The sequence below is a fragment of the Ruegeria sp. AP7 genome (assembly GCF_056539905.1).
On sequence record NZ_JBQFVT010000005.1, the window covers coordinates 169,709 to 187,242 of the forward strand.

Consider the following 17,534-nt stretch of genomic DNA (forward strand, 5'->3'; position numbering starts at 1 on the left):
ACTGCAGGATGATCCTGTGCTGCGGAGAAGCTCTGATCGACATGATCGCAGAACCAACGGTTTCGGGTGCAAAGGGTTTTGTTCCTCACTCAGGCGGAGCCATCTTCAATACCGCGGTCGCGTTGGGGCGCTTGGGCGTCTCGACGGGTCTATTGACAGGTTTGTCAACGGATATGTTCGGGGAACAACTAATAGCCGCCCTACAAATCAGCCACGTCACAACTACACATGCTGTTCGCTCGGATCGTCCAACGACGCTGGCTTTTGTGCAGTTGAAAGACGGGCATGCCACCTACAGTTTTGTTGATGAGAATTCTGCTGGGCGAATGCTGAGGCCAGAAGATATGCCCGATAAACTACCGGGCATCTCGGCATTGTATTTTGGTGGGATCAGCTTGGCCTGCGAACCCTGCGCCGATGCCTACGCTGCCTTGCTTGAACGCCATGGCGCAGAGCGTGCGGTAATGCTGGACCCGAACATTCGCCCGGGGTTCATTAAGGATCAGACCCGATACCGGACCCGGCTGAACCACATGATAGCCAAGACTGACATAATTAAGGTATCAGACGAGGATCTTGATTGGATTATCCCCGGTCCCGAAAGCCATGCCGAGAAAGTCCCACTGCTGCTACAAGCAGGTCCTGCTGTCGTGATCGTGACCAAAGGGGGTGACGGTGCATCCGGCTATCTAGCGGATGGAACTGAGGTCTCGGTACCAGTTCAGAAGGTTAAAGTCGTCGATACCGTCGGTGCCGGAGATACATTCAATGCGGGCGTGCTGGCCGCACTAAGTTACGCGGGTCAATTAGATAAGCCATCCCTGCGCGCCTTGCCGTCAAACAGTTTACGTGACGCGCTGGAGTTTGGGGCAAAAGTTGCCGCGGTGACCGTTTCGCGCGCCGGCGCAAACCCACCCTGGGCGCAGGACCTCTGATTTTGGACAGACGCCGGAAGTGATGGAAAACATCTTGAGGTCACCCTTCAGCGAATATTATGCTCCTTCAAACGTAGTGAATTTGGCAGTTTGACTGCAACACGGTCAGGTCTTGCCCAAGCAGATAGCTATCTGCGGATCAACTCAATTCCTCTACGGATATCTTGGCGCTAGGTTTGAGGTGCACGAGATGAGACAGATTGTGGCCTGCAGGCACGCTGGCGACGCTGAGAACCCGATCGGCTGAAGTGACTGAGCATCAACCTGATCCAGTCAAGTATGATTGGTGCGACCTCACCCGTTAACCAATTGGTAAAGATTCTCTTCAGCCTTGAGATCAGACCATCCAGAAACCGTGCATCGGCGTCCGCCAATATCCCGGCACCGATACCGCAATACGCCATTATGTGCTTGCCACATTTTGCTCCCCTGAGAGCGCGCAGCTAGATCCTCACGCTATCTAACATCGGACTTTCTTTGGATATGGAAACAAAGAAGTGCTTTGCTGCCAACCAACACGAGGCAAGAGACCAGCTTCAAATAAAGAGCTGCCCCCAATATTATTCGGAGGCAGCTTAGTTGTTAAATCAGCAAAAGCTGACTTCGGTGATGAAGGTCAGCTCCGGCCTTTCCACGGAACCAGCCAGTTTTCAGCCTTGCGCATCAGGATATCGATGCCATAGCCAATGATGCCGATAAGCACGATGCCCATGATGACAATATCCGTCAGCTGGAATTTCGAGGCCGCGATGATCATCATACCAGCCCCTTTCTGTGCCGCGACAAGTTCGGCCGCCACAACAGTACCCCAGCATACACCCATGGCGACGCGTGCGCCGGTGAATATCTCGGGCAACGAGTTGGGTACAATCACATGGCGCATGATCTGCCACTTCGACGCCCCCAGCGAGTATGCCGCGTGGATTTTTGAGATGTTCACACCAGACACACCTGCACGTGCAGCAATAGTCATGATCCAAAGCGCCGCTAGGAACAACAGGACGATCTTGCCGGTCTCCCAGATGCCAAACCAGATGATGACCAACGGGATCAGCGCCAATGGCGGCACAGGGCGCATGAACTCTACGATTGGGTCAAACCAGCCCCGGAACCAGCCAGACAATCCCATGGCGTATCCGAGCGGAATGCCGATGAGCGCCCCGGCGACGAAGCCCGCGATAACCCGCAACAACGACCAACCAAGATGCTGCCAAAGCGAGAAGTTCTGATAGCCTTCGCTGGCGATCTCGAAGAAGCGCGCGACAACGGTCTCGGGTGCCGGCAACCAGATCGGGTTCATCTGCATACCCTGCGCCGGAGTGAAGCTGATCGCGCCTTTTCCGGTCAGTGATACTGTGCCATCGCCCACGCTAACAGAGCCATCCTCACCAATCGCCGTGCCATTGATGGCGATGATCTTCGCGCCATCTTTGCGCTTCACCTCATCATTTTTGTCGAACAAGATGGTCGAGGAACGACCGCTGGGCGCGACAAAGGCGACATCCTTGGCAAAGCCATCACCAGGCTCAACTTCAAAGTTCTCCGCCTCCTCTCCAAAAGGGGGAACTTTTACATAGATCGTGGCATCATCTGTGTTGCCGTTTGCGTCTTCGACTGTGTACGTAAACTGCAAATCCCCGACAAAGGGGCCAGGGACATGGATGGGCAGCAGTTTTGAACCGGTAAACGCGGCCCAAATCACAAAGATCACAAGGATCGATATAATCGATGCTGCCCGGTCTGCGCGTACAGCACTTTCGTCGCCAAACGTCACAGTTTTGAGGCTCGTAAAGTCCTGGCGGCTTTGCAAACCCCTGCGTAGCAGATGTACGATCAGAAATGCGCCGCCGAACAGGCCGATATAAAAAAGAAGTACCATCATGATGCTTGCTCCGTCCGGCCCATGATTTCCTCTTCCATTTCCCAAATCATCGAAAGGATTTCGTCGCGCGTTTCCGCAAAGCCCTCGGACTTTTTCACGTCACGAAGATCAGCGTTCACACCACGCTCGGCAAATGGCAGATTATATTCCTTGTGAATTCGTCCAGGGCGCGGGGCCATAACTATCAGCCGCTCACCCAGCAACAGGGCTTCTTCCACCGAGTGGGTGATCAGAATGATTGTCTTACCAGTTTCTTTCCATAGCTTCAGAACCAGGCCCTGCATTTTTTCACGGGTCAACGCGTCCAAAGCACCAAGCGGTTCATCCATCAGGATCACATCGGGCTCGTTTGCCAGGCATCGCGCCAGCGCGACGCGCTGCTGCATACCCCCAGACAATTCGTAAACAGCCTTTTCCTTGAAATCCTGTAAGCCGACCACCTCAAGCAAATGATCCGAGATCTTGTCTCGCTCAGCTTTGGGCATGCCCTTCATACGTGGCCCAAAATCCACATTCTCGCGTACGTTCATCCATTCGAACAACGCGCCTTTCTGGAACACCATTCCGCGCTCTGCATCCGGGCCTTTGACCAAATGCCCGTTCAGTTCGATGCGCCCTGAGGTCGGTGCAAGAAAGCCCGCAACAATGTTCAGCAAAGTTGTCTTGCCGCATCCTGATGGGCCAAGAACCGAGACCAGTTCACCTTCTTTCAGACTAAGCGATACGTCCTGGAGCGCCTGCACTGAAGTACCGTTAGGCAAGTCAAAACGCATGGACAGGTCTACGATGTCCAATTCAGGCATTCTGTTTCCTTCCTGCTGTTGCATCTGGGGACCGGCCCGCAACCGGACCAGTCCCCAGCGATCTGCATTATTTTAGTTGTCGAATGTTCGTCCCGATCTCAGTTTGAGGCTGAGCTCAGCGGATCTGCATTCACAGCACCTTCATAGGAATCCAGCGCGGAATCGATGCTACCCGCTGATACAAAGACGTTCGCGACGCCCTTCATAAAGTCTTGGGCACCACCACCTAGCCACTTGTCCGACAATTGCTCTTCGGCCGTCGGGAAACTGAATGTAGCGATCGTTGCTGCAGCATCGCTTGGATCCATACCTGCATCCTTGGCGATGACTGCCAACATATCATCCTTGTTGTCCCCAGCGGCCCATTGCGCATTGGCGTCTGCGGTCACTTTGAGAAACTTCGAGAGTAGTTCCGGTTCTTCTTCGATGAAGGAAGACGGAGCACTGGTCACATCGAAAACAAGAATGCCAAGCTCTTCCTTCTCAGCACCAGTCAGCAAGATATTGCCGTGCTCGGTCATGCGCCGCAGCGCACCACCCCAGCCGCACACCATGTCCAGGTTGCCTTGCGCAAAGGCGGCTGCCCCATCGGCAGGCGCCATATCGACAATTTCCAGCGAGCTTAGATCGACGCCAAAATGGTCCATCTGTGACAAGAAGCCATAATGCGCGGCGGTCCCAATCGGTACGCCAACCTTCTTGCCATTCAGCTCACCTGCATTTGTCTTGTCGATTTCAAGCGCTTCAGCGACGACACAATTGTCATTGTCCGAATAGCTTACCGCGACATCCACGGCCTGCAGATCCTGACCGGCAGACGTGGCTACGACAAAAGGCGGTACACCCTGGCTGACCGCGATCTGAACGTCGCCTGAAGCCATGGCGGCAGACATTGCAGTGCCCGTGTCGAAGGACACCCAATTGATCTTGACCCCCATCTCGTCTTCATAGGTCCCGTTTGCTTTCGCATACTGGAACGGCATCGGCCATTCCAAAAAGTACGCAACCGTTATTTCATCAAGCGCTGCGGCTTGTGAGGCGGTTACAGCGGCAATCCCGGCATAGGCCGTTGTAAGCAGATATTTTTTGATCATTTCGATTATTTTCTCCCTGCTGGTTCCGTCAGTTCGACCATTTCCGATGGTCGACTACGGATCAGTAAGAGAAACCATAGTCGGTAAGGCTCAATTTCGTAAATCAAAAAACATGTTGCGAAAAAACCGTAACTTTGTTTCGCTTTTGATAAATAGTTCTTTGGAAGGGCCTGCAGTGACCAAAAAATCACTTAGCCTCAGATGGCTTGAAATCTTTCAACTGGTCTCGAAATTGGGGTCGATCCAAAAGGTGTCTGTTGAAACCGGTTTGTCAATCAGCACGGTTTCAAATCATCTGCGCAGCCTTGAACGGGCTCTGGACGTGGAACTAGTGGATCACAGCCGCCGACCGATGGGATTAACGCCTGCTGGCACAGTGTTCTCCCGACATGTCCACGAAGGCCTGATGGCTCTGAAACGTGGAGAGGCTGAGCTGCGCTCGGGCAGCTGGCAGCATGCAACAGATTTGCGTTTGGGTTTGATAGATGATTTCGACAGCCGTGTTGCGCCCGATTTGTTTACTCTTCTTTCGGCTCGGCTGCCGCGATGCAGCTTTCGCCACTTTACGCGCCAAAGCCACGAGATCATCGACAAGCTTCAATCGCAGGGTTTGGATGCAGGTGTCGCAACCCGACCTTCCTACCACGTCGAGGGGCTGAAAGAGTTTCCCCTACTTCGTGATCCGTTCATCGTGATAATTCCACCCGCCTTCGATGGTCCGGTTGAAGACCTTGCCAACCCGGATAGTACTCTGCCGTTTCTTCGATACTCGCGGGATCTCGCCATCGGCAAGCTTATTGAGATGCAGCTTACGCGCAGCAAGATAATTTTGCCCAACCGTTTCGAACTTGAGTGCAATCAATCCATTATCGGGCTGGTCGCAGGAGGCAGTGGTTGGACCATCACAACCGCCGCCAGCTACTATCGTGCGCGTCGCTTCCACAAAAACACGCGGGCGATGCCTTTTCCCGGCAAAAGTTTTGCCCGCACCGTGTCGTTATTTACAACGGATGTATATCCGTCATCGACGACCCGGTTGATCCACAACGTATTGCAAAAGCTGATCCGTCAACACGTCACCGAACCTATGATATCGCGGTTCCAGTGGTTGGAAGATGATTTCCGAACAATCCCCACTCCGGCCGAATTGTAAACGCTTCGTCATACGAGCTTAGCCGACGGATGTTTCAGCACGGCAGACGTTGCAGCCGTCATGTACCCGCTAGGTTTCAGCCTCTTGCTCACGGGGGGGCAATTCTTCGATCAACCTTGTCTCAAGCAACTGACCGCTGGAGTAGAGGATCGGCGTCGAAATAGCGGCGATATGACTATTGAATTCACGAAGCGCCCGTAGGGTCTCGAGATGCACATCGCTGGTTTCGAAGCTTTCTGCCATGCCATTTTGCAAACGGCGGAAATGACGTTTTCTGCTGTCACGTTCGGCACGCTTGATCTCAGTCTTTTCCAAGTTCAGAAGCCGTGCACTTTCCAGATCTTCCGAAATAATGACGTTTGTCGCCAGTTTCAGATTGGCCAGTATTTTCTCGTGCATCTGTTGCACTTCCGACCATCCCTCTGGCGAAAACTGTTTTCCTGTTTCCCGCAATTCACCGGCCAGCACCGTCAGGCGCTTTGCCACCACGTCGCCTGCCGTTTCCAACCGGACTGCATATTCCAGCATATCGCGGGCTGCATCAGAGTTTTTCGAATCCATCTTGTCCGCAGGCAATGCTGCGACAAATGCCCGGATATCTGTCAAGCATTGGTTAACATCCTGATCTATAGCCTGAATTGCCTTGATCTGCTCGGGTTCACCAGATCGGTAGAGCCCCAGCAAGGGGCTGAACATCAACTGCACAAGATCAGCCATTCGAACCAGCTCGCGTTTGAGGGCCGAGATCGCCAGGGTTGGAGACCCCGCCACTTGTGGATCAAGGGCGCTTGCGGGCCGAGCGAGCGGGTTGGCTTCTACGACTGGTTTTTCATCCGGTAGCAGCCGCATGAACGGAGCCTGCAACATTCCGCAGAAGGGTAAAGACAAGATCAGGAGCGACGCATTGAACGCCAAATGCGCATTGACCAGCATCTGTCCCTGATAGTCGCTGCCGATCATCCCAGCGCGCAAAGCCAAGTTCGCGGCAAACAGGCATAGCACGGCCCAGACCCCGCGAAGCGCAAGATTTGCGTAAGGAATGCGCCGGGCACGTATATCCATCCCACGCGTCAACCAAACTGGTATGAGCGCACTGCCCAAATTTGCGCCTAGCACCAATGACAATCCGGCAGAAAACGGCAATGCACCTATCTGGACGAGCGTGACGCACATCAAAATGGCCGCAACTGAACTATGCATGACAAAGGCCAGCGCACCTCCGACAATGAATGCAGTCACATAATCGCGCACGAGATAGTCAGCGATTGCGGGCAAGAACGCGCTGTCCCGGATCGGGTCCATGGCTTCACGCAAAAACCGCAGAGAAATCAAAATAAAGGCGACACCCATCAGAATTCGACCGATTTGACGTGGCCGCTTTCGTTCGGTTTTGACAAATAACCAACCGCCGATGGCCAATAGTAGCGGTACGAGCCAGTCAAGACGGAATGACAGTATCTGAATCACAAGGGCGGAACCAAGGTCACCCCCCAAGACAATCGCCAGACCGGCCGGGAAAGCCAGATATCCGCCCGCCGCGAACCCTGAGGCCAGCAGCGCCACCGCAGCCGAGCTCTGTAGAACAACGGCCAAAAGCATCCCTGTCAGGCTGGAACCCATCATGCTGTTGTTTCGTGTCAGCACACGCTGGAACGAGGCGCCGTAACTCCGCTCAATCCCTGTTCGGACCATTCGAACCGCAAACAGCAAGAGCATTGTGGCTCCGGCCAGTTGAGTAAGAAATACTAGTATTGCCATGCGGTGCGGTCTTTCTGCTGCATCGGCCTGTTTAACGTCCAAATTCTATGAAATTCAAGCACAAACGAGGCAAACAATGGTGGCGATACGACATCTAGCGACTGGCGTCGAAGTACAAATGTATTTGGCAGGGCAGACCAATTGCAAGTCGCATTGCAGATTTTCAAATCAGCGTTTGGTATTTGAGAAACGGGTGCCAGATTTCGATAATTTGATATCAATGTTCGCATGAGCCGCTTAATTATTCGCAGGTATGCCTGTATCTATAGGATTTAAAATGCCGCGCCAATCTGCCCCCAAAGATCTTAGTCTCAAATGGTTGGAACTGTTTCAGATTTGTGCTCAAAAAGGATCGCTGCAAGCAGCGGCGAAAGAAACAGGTCTTACTGTCAGCACAGTGTCGCACCATCTGCGTAATCTCGAAGACCATCTGGGGGTTGAACTGTTCAATCACTCGCGCAGACCAATGGTTCTGACCCCAAAAGGAAAGGCTTTTCTACGAAACATTGACGATGCATTACAGTTGATCCGGATAGCAAAGGCTGAGGCGTCGGCAGGAAGCGTATCCGAAGCCAGCCATCTTCGATTGGGGACCATCGAAGATTTTGACAGCGACATTATACCGGAACTGGCCGTTTACCTGTCATCGAGCATGCCTGCCTGCAATTTCATGTATCACACAGATTCCAGCCATTCGATTATCGAGATGTTGCGAGATCGACAGTTGGACCTGGGAATATCCACCACACCCAGCGAAAGGTTACGTGATCTGCAAGATCGTCCGCTTCTAAGTGATCCATTTGTCATCATATTGCCCAGGGCCAACGAGGCGCCTTTGAGCGATATTGTCAAAGGCCGCACTAAACTTCCGTTCCTGAGGTTTTCCAGCAACCTTTACATCGCGCGTCAGATAGAAGCTCAACTACGGCGGATAGGGATATCAGCCTCTCACAGATTTGAATGCAGCAATAACCAGACGCTGATGTCGATGGTGTCAGCCGGTGCTGGTTGGACCATTACAACCCCACTGCTGTATTCGCGGGCGAAACGGTTTCAAGCCGACCTGCGTATGCACCCGTTTCCAAGTAAAAGCTTTGCGCGCACTCTGGCGCTGGTCACGACGCCAGATTGCTCCAGATCCGTTGTTGAATTGGTGGAAGATAAAACACGATCACTGATCAGCAACCGTATCATCGCTCCGCTGTGCGCAGAGATCCCTTGGCTGGCAGACAGTTTCAAATTGATTGAATAAAACCGACCCAAGCTCTTCAGAGATATTAGTTTGTTCCCGGATATGCCCATCCTGATCGACGGATAGGCAAGCGGTGAGAATGGCCTGCAAATCTCATACGCCCCTGGGTGCCCGCATTCGGGCCTTTAATGTTCCGTTCTCTGCCCATGCCATGGATCGCCCCGGTCTGCGAGCGAACGAAAGAGGCGATCTCGCCCTTTGGCGGTGGAAATGCGCTTCATGCCCTGCACCATATCGTTAGTGAAAAAGCCCATGTGATCCTCGGGGTGCATGAGGTTGAGCGATTCAACATAATGCTGGTCACTTATGTTGATCACATGCAGTTTATTGCGATATTTTGCTTTTTTATTTCCGATTTTGTGATCAAAAAGGTCGCAGCGCTTGTGATCTACACCGCAGATCGCGCTAATCCCAAAAAAAACGAGCCGGAGGGTGATGCCATGAAATCGCGTACCAAGGTTGTTGTCATTGGCGGCGGTATCGCTGGGTGTTCGACACTGTATCATCTGACCCAAGAGGGTTGGACTGACGTAGTACTGGTAGAACGCAACGAACTAACCAGCGGCACAACCTGGCATTCGGCTGCGCAGGTGACCAATTTTGGCATGAATCAGACTATGGTTGGACTGAAAACGCACTCGATCAATCTGTACAAGGAATTGGCCGAGGATCCAGACTACCCGATCAACTACCATCATGGCGACGGCGGTATCAGGCTAGCCAACACGCCGGAGCAGATGCAGGGGTATCGCCACTTTGCTTCCATGGCGCGCGGAATGGATGTGCATTTTGAGGTCATAGATGCCGAAGAATGCGCCCGCCGCCACCCGCTGATCTCGACTGATAACCTATTGGGTGGGCTGTGGGATCCGCTTGATGGCGACATCGATCCGGCACAGCTGTGCCAAGCTCTGGCACGCCGTGCGCGCAAAGCCGGGGCCGAGGTTTATCGCAACACTCCGGTCACCGGGCTGACGCAGCACAAGGACGATACGTGGACGGTTCACACCGAGCACGGCGATATTGATTGCGATATAGTGGTTAACGCTTGCGGCTATCGGGTCAACGAAGTGGGCGCGATGATGGGTGTACACCACCCCGTTGCCTCGATGGAGCATCAGTATTTCCTGACCGAAGAGATCGCGGCAATCCGCGAAGCAGGTCATCGCATGCCCCTGCTCCGCTGTCCGATCAGTGACTATTATTGCCGTCAGGAAAAGAACGGTTTGCTGGTCGGCTTCTATGAGCAGGATTGCAAAACCTGGGGCATGGACGGGATCGATCCGAATTTTGTCAACGCGTTGTGCCCTGACGATCTGGACCGCGTGACGGATGTGCTGGAGGGCGCTTTCGCACGCATGCCCGCACTGATGGAGGTCGGCATCCACACCGTGGTGAATGGTCCGATAACCTACACGATAGACGGCGCACCTTTGGTCGGGCCGATCCCCGGCAAGCGCAATGCTTTCTGCATCATCGGCCTGCGCGCAGGTCTGGGCGAAGGGGGTGGCCATGGCTGGCTGCTGGCCCAACAGATCGTTCAAGGCGAGGCCTGTTATGACACGTGGTGCCTTGATCCGCGCCGGTTTACCGGCCACACCAATGTGGAGCTGACCGCGTTGAAAGCAATCGAGGACTACCAAAATGAATTCCGCTTTCATTTTCCTCACGAACACCGGCCTGCCGGCCGCCCTGCCAAAACCACACCGCTGACCCCGATCTTCGCAGCAGAAGGGGCCGAATTTACAGTGGTCAACGGCTGGGAGCGGGTCGACTACATCAAGCCAGCGTCTGACTTTCACCCAACACTGAGTTTCAGTTTTGATGAGACGTTTGACGTCGTCGCAGCGGAAATCAGTAACCTTCAGGAAAATGTCGGACTGGCCGAAGTTAGCGGCTTCAACCGGCTGGAAATCACCGGATCCGATCGGCATGAGTTTCTGGATCGGATGATGTGCGGCGCGGTGACGAAACGCGACGGGCGGGTTGGCCTTGGTTATCTGCTGAACCACCACGGCATGATCAAAGCTGAGGCCACAATCGCCAACCTGCCCGCCAGCGATCGCGGCCCGGCGCGGGTCTGGTACGGCTCGGCGGCAGCCAGTGAGTATCACGACATGGACTGGTTACAGGTGCATCTGCGCGAAGGCGAAGATGTGCAAATCCGATCGCTCACCAATGATCAGACCATACTGGTGCTGGCCGGTCCCAAATCGCGCGACGTGCTGTCCGCTTGTGCCCGAGGAGACTGGTCGCGAGACGCCTTTCCCTGGCTGTCTGTGCGCGAGTGCTTTGTTGGGTTCGCGCCAGCAACAGTGTTGAATATCAGCTTCTCAGGGGAACTGGCCTACGAGATACATGTCCCGAACGCCTCGCTATATGCGGCCTATCTGGCGCTCAGAAAAGCGGGTGAGACACATGGCATGAAACTCTTTGGGGCACGCGCCGTAGAGTCCATGCGGATGGAGAAAGGGTTCTTGCACTGGAAAGCTGATTTGCTCACAGAATTTGATCCGTTCGAGACGGGTTTGGATCGGTTCGTGAAATTGACCAAGGGTGATTTCATTGGCCGAAACGCCTTGCAGAGACGCCTTGAGAACGGCCCGCAAAAGAAACTGGTAAGCCTGAAAATCGACACAGCTAAAGCGCCTGCACATGGTGGAGCCTCGCTGATGTCGGGCGACATGGTTGTTGGTACGATCACGTCAGGTGACTGGGGCCACCGAACTGGGCTAAACCTTGCCTATGGCTTTGTGAAACCAGAATTTTCCGAACCCGGCAGCCGAATGCAGCTTGACCTGTGTGGAGAAATGATCAGCGCCGAGGTGATAGCACTTTCCCCCTATGACCCAGACCTCTCACGCGTGCGTAGCTGATCCGGAAGCTACCCGCCGTTCCGATAGGCAGTTGGCGTCTGCCCGAATTGAGCCCGGAACGCACGCGTCATGGCACTGGGGTTTTCATACCCGCAGCGGCTGGCGATTTCGGCCACGGATTGCTGGGTCTCGACCGCAAGTTTGCGCGCCAGATTCAGACGCAGGCGACGATAGAGCGCCTGCGGTGTTACGCCCAGCTCGGCCAAAACCCGGGTTTCAATCTTCTTCTGAGAACACCCAAGCTGGCGAGCGATATCCTTTATCAATACCGGCGCATCTAACGTGCCCTGCATGACGCCCAGCACCCGATTCACAAGCCTGTCTTCGGATTTCATCCGTGGCGAAGCAGCGCTTGGTTCGCCACGGTTCATCAGAAGATGCGCGACCTCCATCGACAGCAATGGTCCATGGTCCGCAAGGATCAGCGCCGTGGCCAGATCATAAGCCGCCATAGCGCCGGAACAGGTGATCCGGTTGCGGTCGATCACAAAGCGCTCTTGCAGGGCATCAACGTCTGGAAATGCCTCTTCGAACCGCGATAATTCATCCCAGTGAATGGTTGCGCGATACCCGTTCAACAGACCTGCATCAGCAAGCAACCAACTTCCGGTATCCAGGCCAGCCAGCCGAGAATGTCGACTTGCCGCACGACGCAAAGCGCGCAACGTTTCGGAAACAGAATGCTCCAGATATCCATATGACGGCATGACGATCAGAGCATCGCCTATTGCAGCCCCGATGGCACCGTGAGGTGCCACCTGTAACCCACTGGAACTTTCCACAGGTGCACCGTCAGGCGAATAGAATTGCCAGGCATAGAGATGCTGCCCCGCCAAAGTGTTCGCGGCGCGCAGCGGCTCAACCATGTTGGCAAGGCACAGGTTCGAGAAACCATCGAACAGCAGGAAGTTGTAGGTCTGAGTCAATTTTTTCTAACTCTGCATGATAAGCTACGATTAGTGCATGTCATAGGCCCAGACAATGCCGTTTCATTCCCAATCAGGCATCAGGGGAACCGCGTTATGCAATTTGGCTTATCCGAAGAACAGGACATGATCGTCTCGACCGTGCGCAGTTTTGTCGAGAATGAGATCTATCCGCATGAGGCCGAGGTCGAACGGACCGGCCAAGTCCCGACCGAATTGGGCGAACAGATCAAGCGGAAGTGCATCGATCTTGGCTTTTATGCCTGCAACTTCCCTGAAGAAGTGGGCGGTGCAGGTCTGTCGCATCTCGACTTCACTCTGGTTGAGCGCGAACTGGGTCGCGGGTCCATGGCATTGACCCATTTCTTCGGTCGCCCGCAGAACATTCTGATGGCGTGTAATGACGAGCAGCGTGAACGCTATCTGTTGCCCGCTGTACGCGGTGAAAAAATGGACGCGCTGGCGATGACCGAACCCGACGCGGGTTCGGACGTCCGAGGCATGAAATGCCAGGCGGTTCGCGATGGCGACGATTGGGTCGTAAACGGTTCGAAACACTTCATATCAGGCGCAGAACATGCTGATTTCTTCATCGTGTTCATCGCAACAGGTGTGGATGAAACCCCGAAAGGCCCAAAAAAGCGTATCACCACCTTCCTTGTGGATCGGGGTACGCCGGGTTTTGAGGTGCGCGAGGGGTACAATTCGGTAAGCCACAAGGGCTACAAGAATTACATCCTGTACTTCGACAATTGCCGCCTGCCAGACGCACAGGTTTTGGGCGAGGTCGATGGCGGTTTCGCCGTGATGAACGAATGGCTTTACGCGACGCGCCTGACGGTCGCTGCCTTCTCAGTCGGGCGGGCGCGGCGCTGTTTTGATTACGCGCTGAATTACGCCGCTGAACGCAAGCAGTTTGGCCAACCAATCGGCAAGTTTCAGGGTGTTAGCTTCCAGATCGCCGACATGATCACCGAGATCGACGCCGCCGATTGGCTGACACTCTCAGCCGCATGGCGACTGGATCAGGACTTGCCCTCAAACCGCGAGATTGCGTCGGCCAAAGTCTACGCTTCGGAGATGCTGGCGCGGGTGACGGATACCACGCTGCAGATCTATGGCGGGATGGGGCTGATGGACGATTTCCCGATCGAACGGTTCTGGAGGGATGCGCGGGTCGAACGAATCTGGGACGGCACGAGCGAAATTCAACGCCACATCATCAGCCGTGATCTGCTGCGGCCTCTGGGTGCCTGAGGCGTAGATGAGCAAGGATATCTCTCGCCTTCTGCGTCCGAAATCCATAGCGGTCATCGGCGGTGGTGCGTGGTGCCAGCAGGTTATCCAGCAATCCCAACGTATGGGCTATGCCGGGGACATCTGGCCCGTTCACCCCAAGGCGGCTGGACTCGCAGGGCACAGAGCCTACGCGCGGCTTGAGGACCTGCGCTCCGCCCCGGATGCCGCCTTTGTCGGCATCAATCGACACGCCACGATTGAGGCGGTACAGATTTTGTCCGAAATGGGCAGCGGTGGTGCAGTTTGCTTTGCATCTGGATTCTCGGAAGCTGTGGCCGAGGATGACACGGGTGGAGACTTGCAATCAGAGTTGATCAAAGCGGCAGGTTCCATGCCCATTCTGGGGCCAAACTGTTATGGCTTTATCAACGCGTTGGACGGGGCGCTGTTATGGCCTGACCAACATGGAGCAGTTCCAGTTGAGCGCGGCGTCGCCATTCTGACCCAAAGCTCAAACATCTCGATCAACCTGACGATGCAGCGACGTGCCCTGCCGATTGCCTATATGGTGACCTGTGGAAACATGGCACAAACCAGCCAGGCAGAGATCGCTGCAGCGCTGATCGATGACCCGCGGGTCACTGCAGTAGGTCTGCATATCGAAGGCTTCAAGGATGTCCGCGAATGGGAAGCCCTTGCCGCCAAGGCTTTTGAGAAAAGCGTTCCCCTGATCGCGCTGAAGGTTGGTGCGTCTGAACAGGCGCAGGCAGCGACTGTGTCACATACCGCTTCACTGGCAGGCAGCGACGCGGGCGCGCAGGCTTTGCTGAACCGGTTGGGCATCCCACGACTACAGTCTCTCCCAGAGTTTTTAGAAACGCTGAAATTGCTGCACTGCTACGGACCGTTAACAGGAGCCAACATTGCATCGATCAGCTGTTCCGGAGGCGAGGCAAGCCTGATCGCGGATATGGCAGTTGGCACAGGCCTCAGCTTTCCCAAACTGAGCGAAGACAAAGAAACCCGATTGCGCGATGCGCTTGGTCCGATGGTCGCGCTGAACAATCCGCTCGACTATCACACGTATGTCTGGCGCGACGAAGCAGCAATGGCGAGGGCCTGGGCCGGGATGACCGGGGACGATATCGATCTGACCATCTCGATCGTCGACTATCCAACCACCGACTTGACGGATTGGGCTTGTGCAACGAACGCGGCACTCAAGGTGCGGGAAGAAACCGGCGCACGATTTGCTGTGGCGGCGACCTTGCCCGAGTTGCTGCCAGAGGATGTCGCGCAAACCTTGATGGCGGGTGAAGTGGTTCCGTTCATGGGCTTAAGTGAAACTCTCGCTGCTACTCGGGCCGCGGGTCAGATCAGTGCGCCTTCGCACGAACCAATCTGCTTGCCAGGCGACCTGGAAGCCAAACGAACTTTGACCGAAGCGGACGCCAAGCAGGCACTTGCAGGTCATGGCCTGCGTGTGCCCCAGAACCGTTCGGTTCGGAGCGCAGAAGAAGCCCAATGCGCGACACACGAGATGAGCGCGCCTTTCGCCGTCAAGGGCGTCGGACTTGCCCATAAGTCCGAACACGCCGCCGTGAGACTGGGAGTTCAGGCCTCTGACGTGCCGAAAGTTGCCGCAGAAATCGGAACCGACGAGATCCTGATCGAAGAGATGATCTCGGGAACCGTGGCCGAACTGCTGGTCGGCGTCGTGCGCGACCCCGCCCATGGGTTTGTTCTGACCCTCGGCGCGGGTGGTGTCCTGACCGAGATCTTGCGTGATACCGCTTCGCTGCTGATACCGACGACGCCCGATGATATTCGTGGCGCGCTCGACGCGCTAAAGATCGCCCCGCTTCTGGCCGGCTATCGCGGCCAACTAGCGGCTGATATGGATGAGATCATTGCCGCTGTTCTGGCCGTTCAGAACTATGTCGTGCACAATGCCGATACGCTCGGCGAGGTCGAAATCAACCCGCTTCTTTGCACGCCGACCCGCGCGGTTGCAGTGGATGCCCTAATCAGAAAGGCCTGAGATATGGACCCGATCAAGACCCGCCGCGAGGGCGCAATCCTTGAGGTTACTCTGGACCGCCCTAAGGCCAACGCCATCGATCTGGCCACCAGCCGCGTCATGGGGCAGGTCTTTGCTGAGTTTCGCGATGACCCCGAATTGCGCGTCGCCATTCTGACTGGTGCAGGCGAAAAGTTTTTTTGCCCCGGCTGGGACCTGAAAGCGGCCGCCGACGGCGACGCGGTGGATGGGGATTATGGTGTGGGTGGCTTTGGCGGGCTGCAAGAGTTGCGCGACCTCAACAAGCCAGTCATCGCCGCCGTCAATGGAATTGCCTGCGGGGGTGGGTTGGAACTTGCGATTTCAGCCGACATGATTCTGGCCGCAGATCACGCTACCTTTGCCTTGCCTGAAATCAGGTCTGGCACCGTCGCGGATGCCGCCAGCGTCAAACTGCCTAAACGCATCCCCTATCACATCGCAATGGAATTGCTTCTGACAGGTCGCTGGTTCGATGCCGAAGAAGGCCACCGCTGGGGATTGGTCAATGAGATTTTGCCTTCCGATCAGCTCATGGATCGCGCTTGGGAGCTTGCGCGCCTGCTCGCCTCGGGTCCACCACTTGTCTATGCAGCGATCAAAGAAGTTGTGCGCGAAGCCGAAGACAGCAAGTTTCAGGATGCGATGAACCGCATCACCAAACGGCAGTTGCGTACGGTAGATGTACTTTATTCCAGTGAAGATCAGCTTGAAGGCGCAAGGGCCTTCGCTGAGAAGCGCGACCCGGTCTGGAAAGGGAAATAACAAACCCATTCGTTTTCTAACTACGTAAATGAATCCGAGAAGAACAGCCCTTGATCACACAGGTCGAGCTAGTTCATCAAAGTCAGCTCAATTTTTGAGTAGATCATACTTTACACGCCTGAAAATCAGGTCACAAATTGCTTTATGCATATATTTGGGATCAACGTGACCTGATGCAGGACAAAAAATCAGAGACTGAACTAGAGATCGGTCGCACTCTGCAAAGACTGCGGCAAGAGCGAAACCTGACCGTCACAGAACTGGCAACTCTGGCAAACCTGTCGACGGCGATGATCAGCAGAATCGAGAACGGCCACGTTTCGCCTTCTCTTGGCACATTGCAGGCTTTGGCCGATGCCTTGTCGGTATCTCTGATGGCGTTGTTCAGCCATTCCGAGCACACGGCAGACGTTCACCATGTTCCCGCAGGCACAGGGTTGCCGTCACGGCGGATTACGCATGACCACGCACATGACTACCTGACACTGGGTAAGCACAGCGGGCCGGGCGGGTCCTTTCAATCCGCGCGCATCCGTATTTCTAAGCAAGACCAAAACACCTTGCCCAAATACCAACACGAGGGACATGTATTCATATACATGATCAATGGGCGTGCCCGGTATATTTGCGGTGCCGAAGAATTTCTTATGGCAACAGGTGACACGCTTAGCTTTGACGCCAAACTACCACACGGAGTACACGAAATCCTATCGGACGAGATAGAGTTCATTACCGTTTCAACCCGGCCACAGTAATGACCATCTGCTGGCGTCACCGCGCCTGAACCCTTGC

13 protein-coding genes are annotated in these 17,534 nt (G+C 54.9%); 8 read left to right on the forward strand and 5 right to left on the reverse strand.

The features are described from left to right. Window positions 1–8: 8 nt before the first annotated feature. Complete coding sequence (locus ACR0KN_RS11920) at window positions 9–935, forward strand: carbohydrate kinase family protein (protein WP_480653742.1); 927 nt, start codon at window positions 9–11, stop codon at window positions 933–935. A gap of 616 nt (window positions 936–1,551) precedes the next feature. On the opposite strand, the gene ACR0KN_RS11925 is transcribed toward ACR0KN_RS11920, so the two are convergent. From ACR0KN_RS11925 to ACR0KN_RS11935, 3 genes are all read right to left on the reverse strand, one after another. Beyond that, a complete protein-coding gene (locus tag ACR0KN_RS11925; RefSeq protein WP_170475181.1) occupies window positions 1,552–2,817 on the reverse strand; it encodes an ABC transporter permease subunit in 1,266 nt (421 codons plus the stop codon). Beyond that, entirely contained in the window at window positions 2,814–3,620 is an 807-nt protein-coding gene (locus ACR0KN_RS11930) for a taurine ABC transporter ATP-binding protein (protein WP_010441534.1), read from the reverse strand. Before ACR0KN_RS11930 ends, ACR0KN_RS11925 begins: the two co-directional genes overlap by 4 nt. 98 nt (window positions 3,621–3,718) lie before the next feature. Further along, entirely contained in the window at window positions 3,719–4,714 is a 996-nt protein-coding gene (locus ACR0KN_RS11935; RefSeq protein WP_010441535.1) for a taurine ABC transporter substrate-binding protein, read from the reverse strand. Between the two features lie 175 nt (window positions 4,715–4,889). Here ACR0KN_RS11935 and ACR0KN_RS11940 point away from each other — a divergent pair, with 175 nt between their 5' ends. Next, complete coding sequence (locus ACR0KN_RS11940; RefSeq protein ID WP_260026931.1) at window positions 4,890–5,867, forward strand: LysR family transcriptional regulator; 978 nt, start codon at window positions 4,890–4,892, stop codon at window positions 5,865–5,867. Window positions 5,868–5,936: 69 nt separating this feature from the next. Here ACR0KN_RS11940 and ACR0KN_RS11945 read toward each other — a convergent pair whose 3' ends face one another. After that, window positions 5,937–7,625: a Na/Pi cotransporter family protein gene (locus ACR0KN_RS11945; protein WP_260026933.1), complete on the reverse strand. Its 1,689-nt coding sequence runs from the start codon at window positions 7,623–7,625 to the stop codon at window positions 5,937–5,939. A 277-nt stretch (window positions 7,626–7,902) separates the two neighbouring features. Between ACR0KN_RS11945 and ACR0KN_RS11950 the strand changes: the two genes are divergently transcribed. Together ACR0KN_RS11950 and ACR0KN_RS11955 are read left to right on the forward strand one after the other, a co-directional pair. Then, complete coding sequence (locus ACR0KN_RS11950) at window positions 7,903–8,877, forward strand: LysR family transcriptional regulator (protein ID WP_480653745.1); 975 nt, start codon at window positions 7,903–7,905, stop codon at window positions 8,875–8,877. Window positions 8,878–9,317: 440 nt separating this feature from the next. Beyond that, the gene (locus ACR0KN_RS11955) at window positions 9,318–11,753 is read left to right on the forward strand and encodes a GcvT family protein (protein ID WP_480653896.1); all 2,436 of its coding nucleotides are present in this window, start codon (window positions 9,318–9,320) and stop codon (window positions 11,751–11,753) included. Window positions 11,754–11,761: 8 nt separating this feature from the next. On the opposite strand, the gene ACR0KN_RS11960 is transcribed toward ACR0KN_RS11955, so the two are convergent. Beyond that, on the reverse strand, window positions 11,762–12,679 hold the full coding sequence (locus tag ACR0KN_RS11960) for a GlxA family transcriptional regulator (protein ID WP_480653747.1): 918 nt from the start codon (window positions 12,677–12,679) through the stop codon (window positions 11,762–11,764). A gap of 96 nt (window positions 12,680–12,775) precedes the next feature. Between ACR0KN_RS11960 and ACR0KN_RS11965 the strand changes: the two genes are divergently transcribed. From ACR0KN_RS11965 to ACR0KN_RS11980, 4 genes are all read left to right on the forward strand, one after another. After that, entirely contained in the window at window positions 12,776–13,936 is a 1,161-nt protein-coding gene (locus tag ACR0KN_RS11965; protein ID WP_260026939.1) for an acyl-CoA dehydrogenase family protein, read from the forward strand. 7 nt (window positions 13,937–13,943) lie between these two features. After that, on the forward strand, window positions 13,944–15,959 hold the full coding sequence (locus tag ACR0KN_RS11970) for an acetate--CoA ligase family protein (protein WP_480653749.1): 2,016 nt from the start codon (window positions 13,944–13,946) through the stop codon (window positions 15,957–15,959). A 3-nt stretch (window positions 15,960–15,962) separates the two neighbouring features. Next, window positions 15,963–16,742: a carnitinyl-CoA dehydratase gene (locus ACR0KN_RS11975; RefSeq protein ID WP_010441544.1), complete on the forward strand. Its 780-nt coding sequence runs from the start codon at window positions 15,963–15,965 to the stop codon at window positions 16,740–16,742. Between the two features lie 173 nt (window positions 16,743–16,915). After that, window positions 16,916–17,497 (forward strand): helix-turn-helix domain-containing protein, encoded by a 582-nt coding sequence (locus ACR0KN_RS11980; RefSeq protein WP_480653751.1) that lies wholly within the window; start codon window positions 16,916–16,918, stop codon window positions 17,495–17,497. Window positions 17,498–17,534 lie beyond the last annotated feature (37 nt).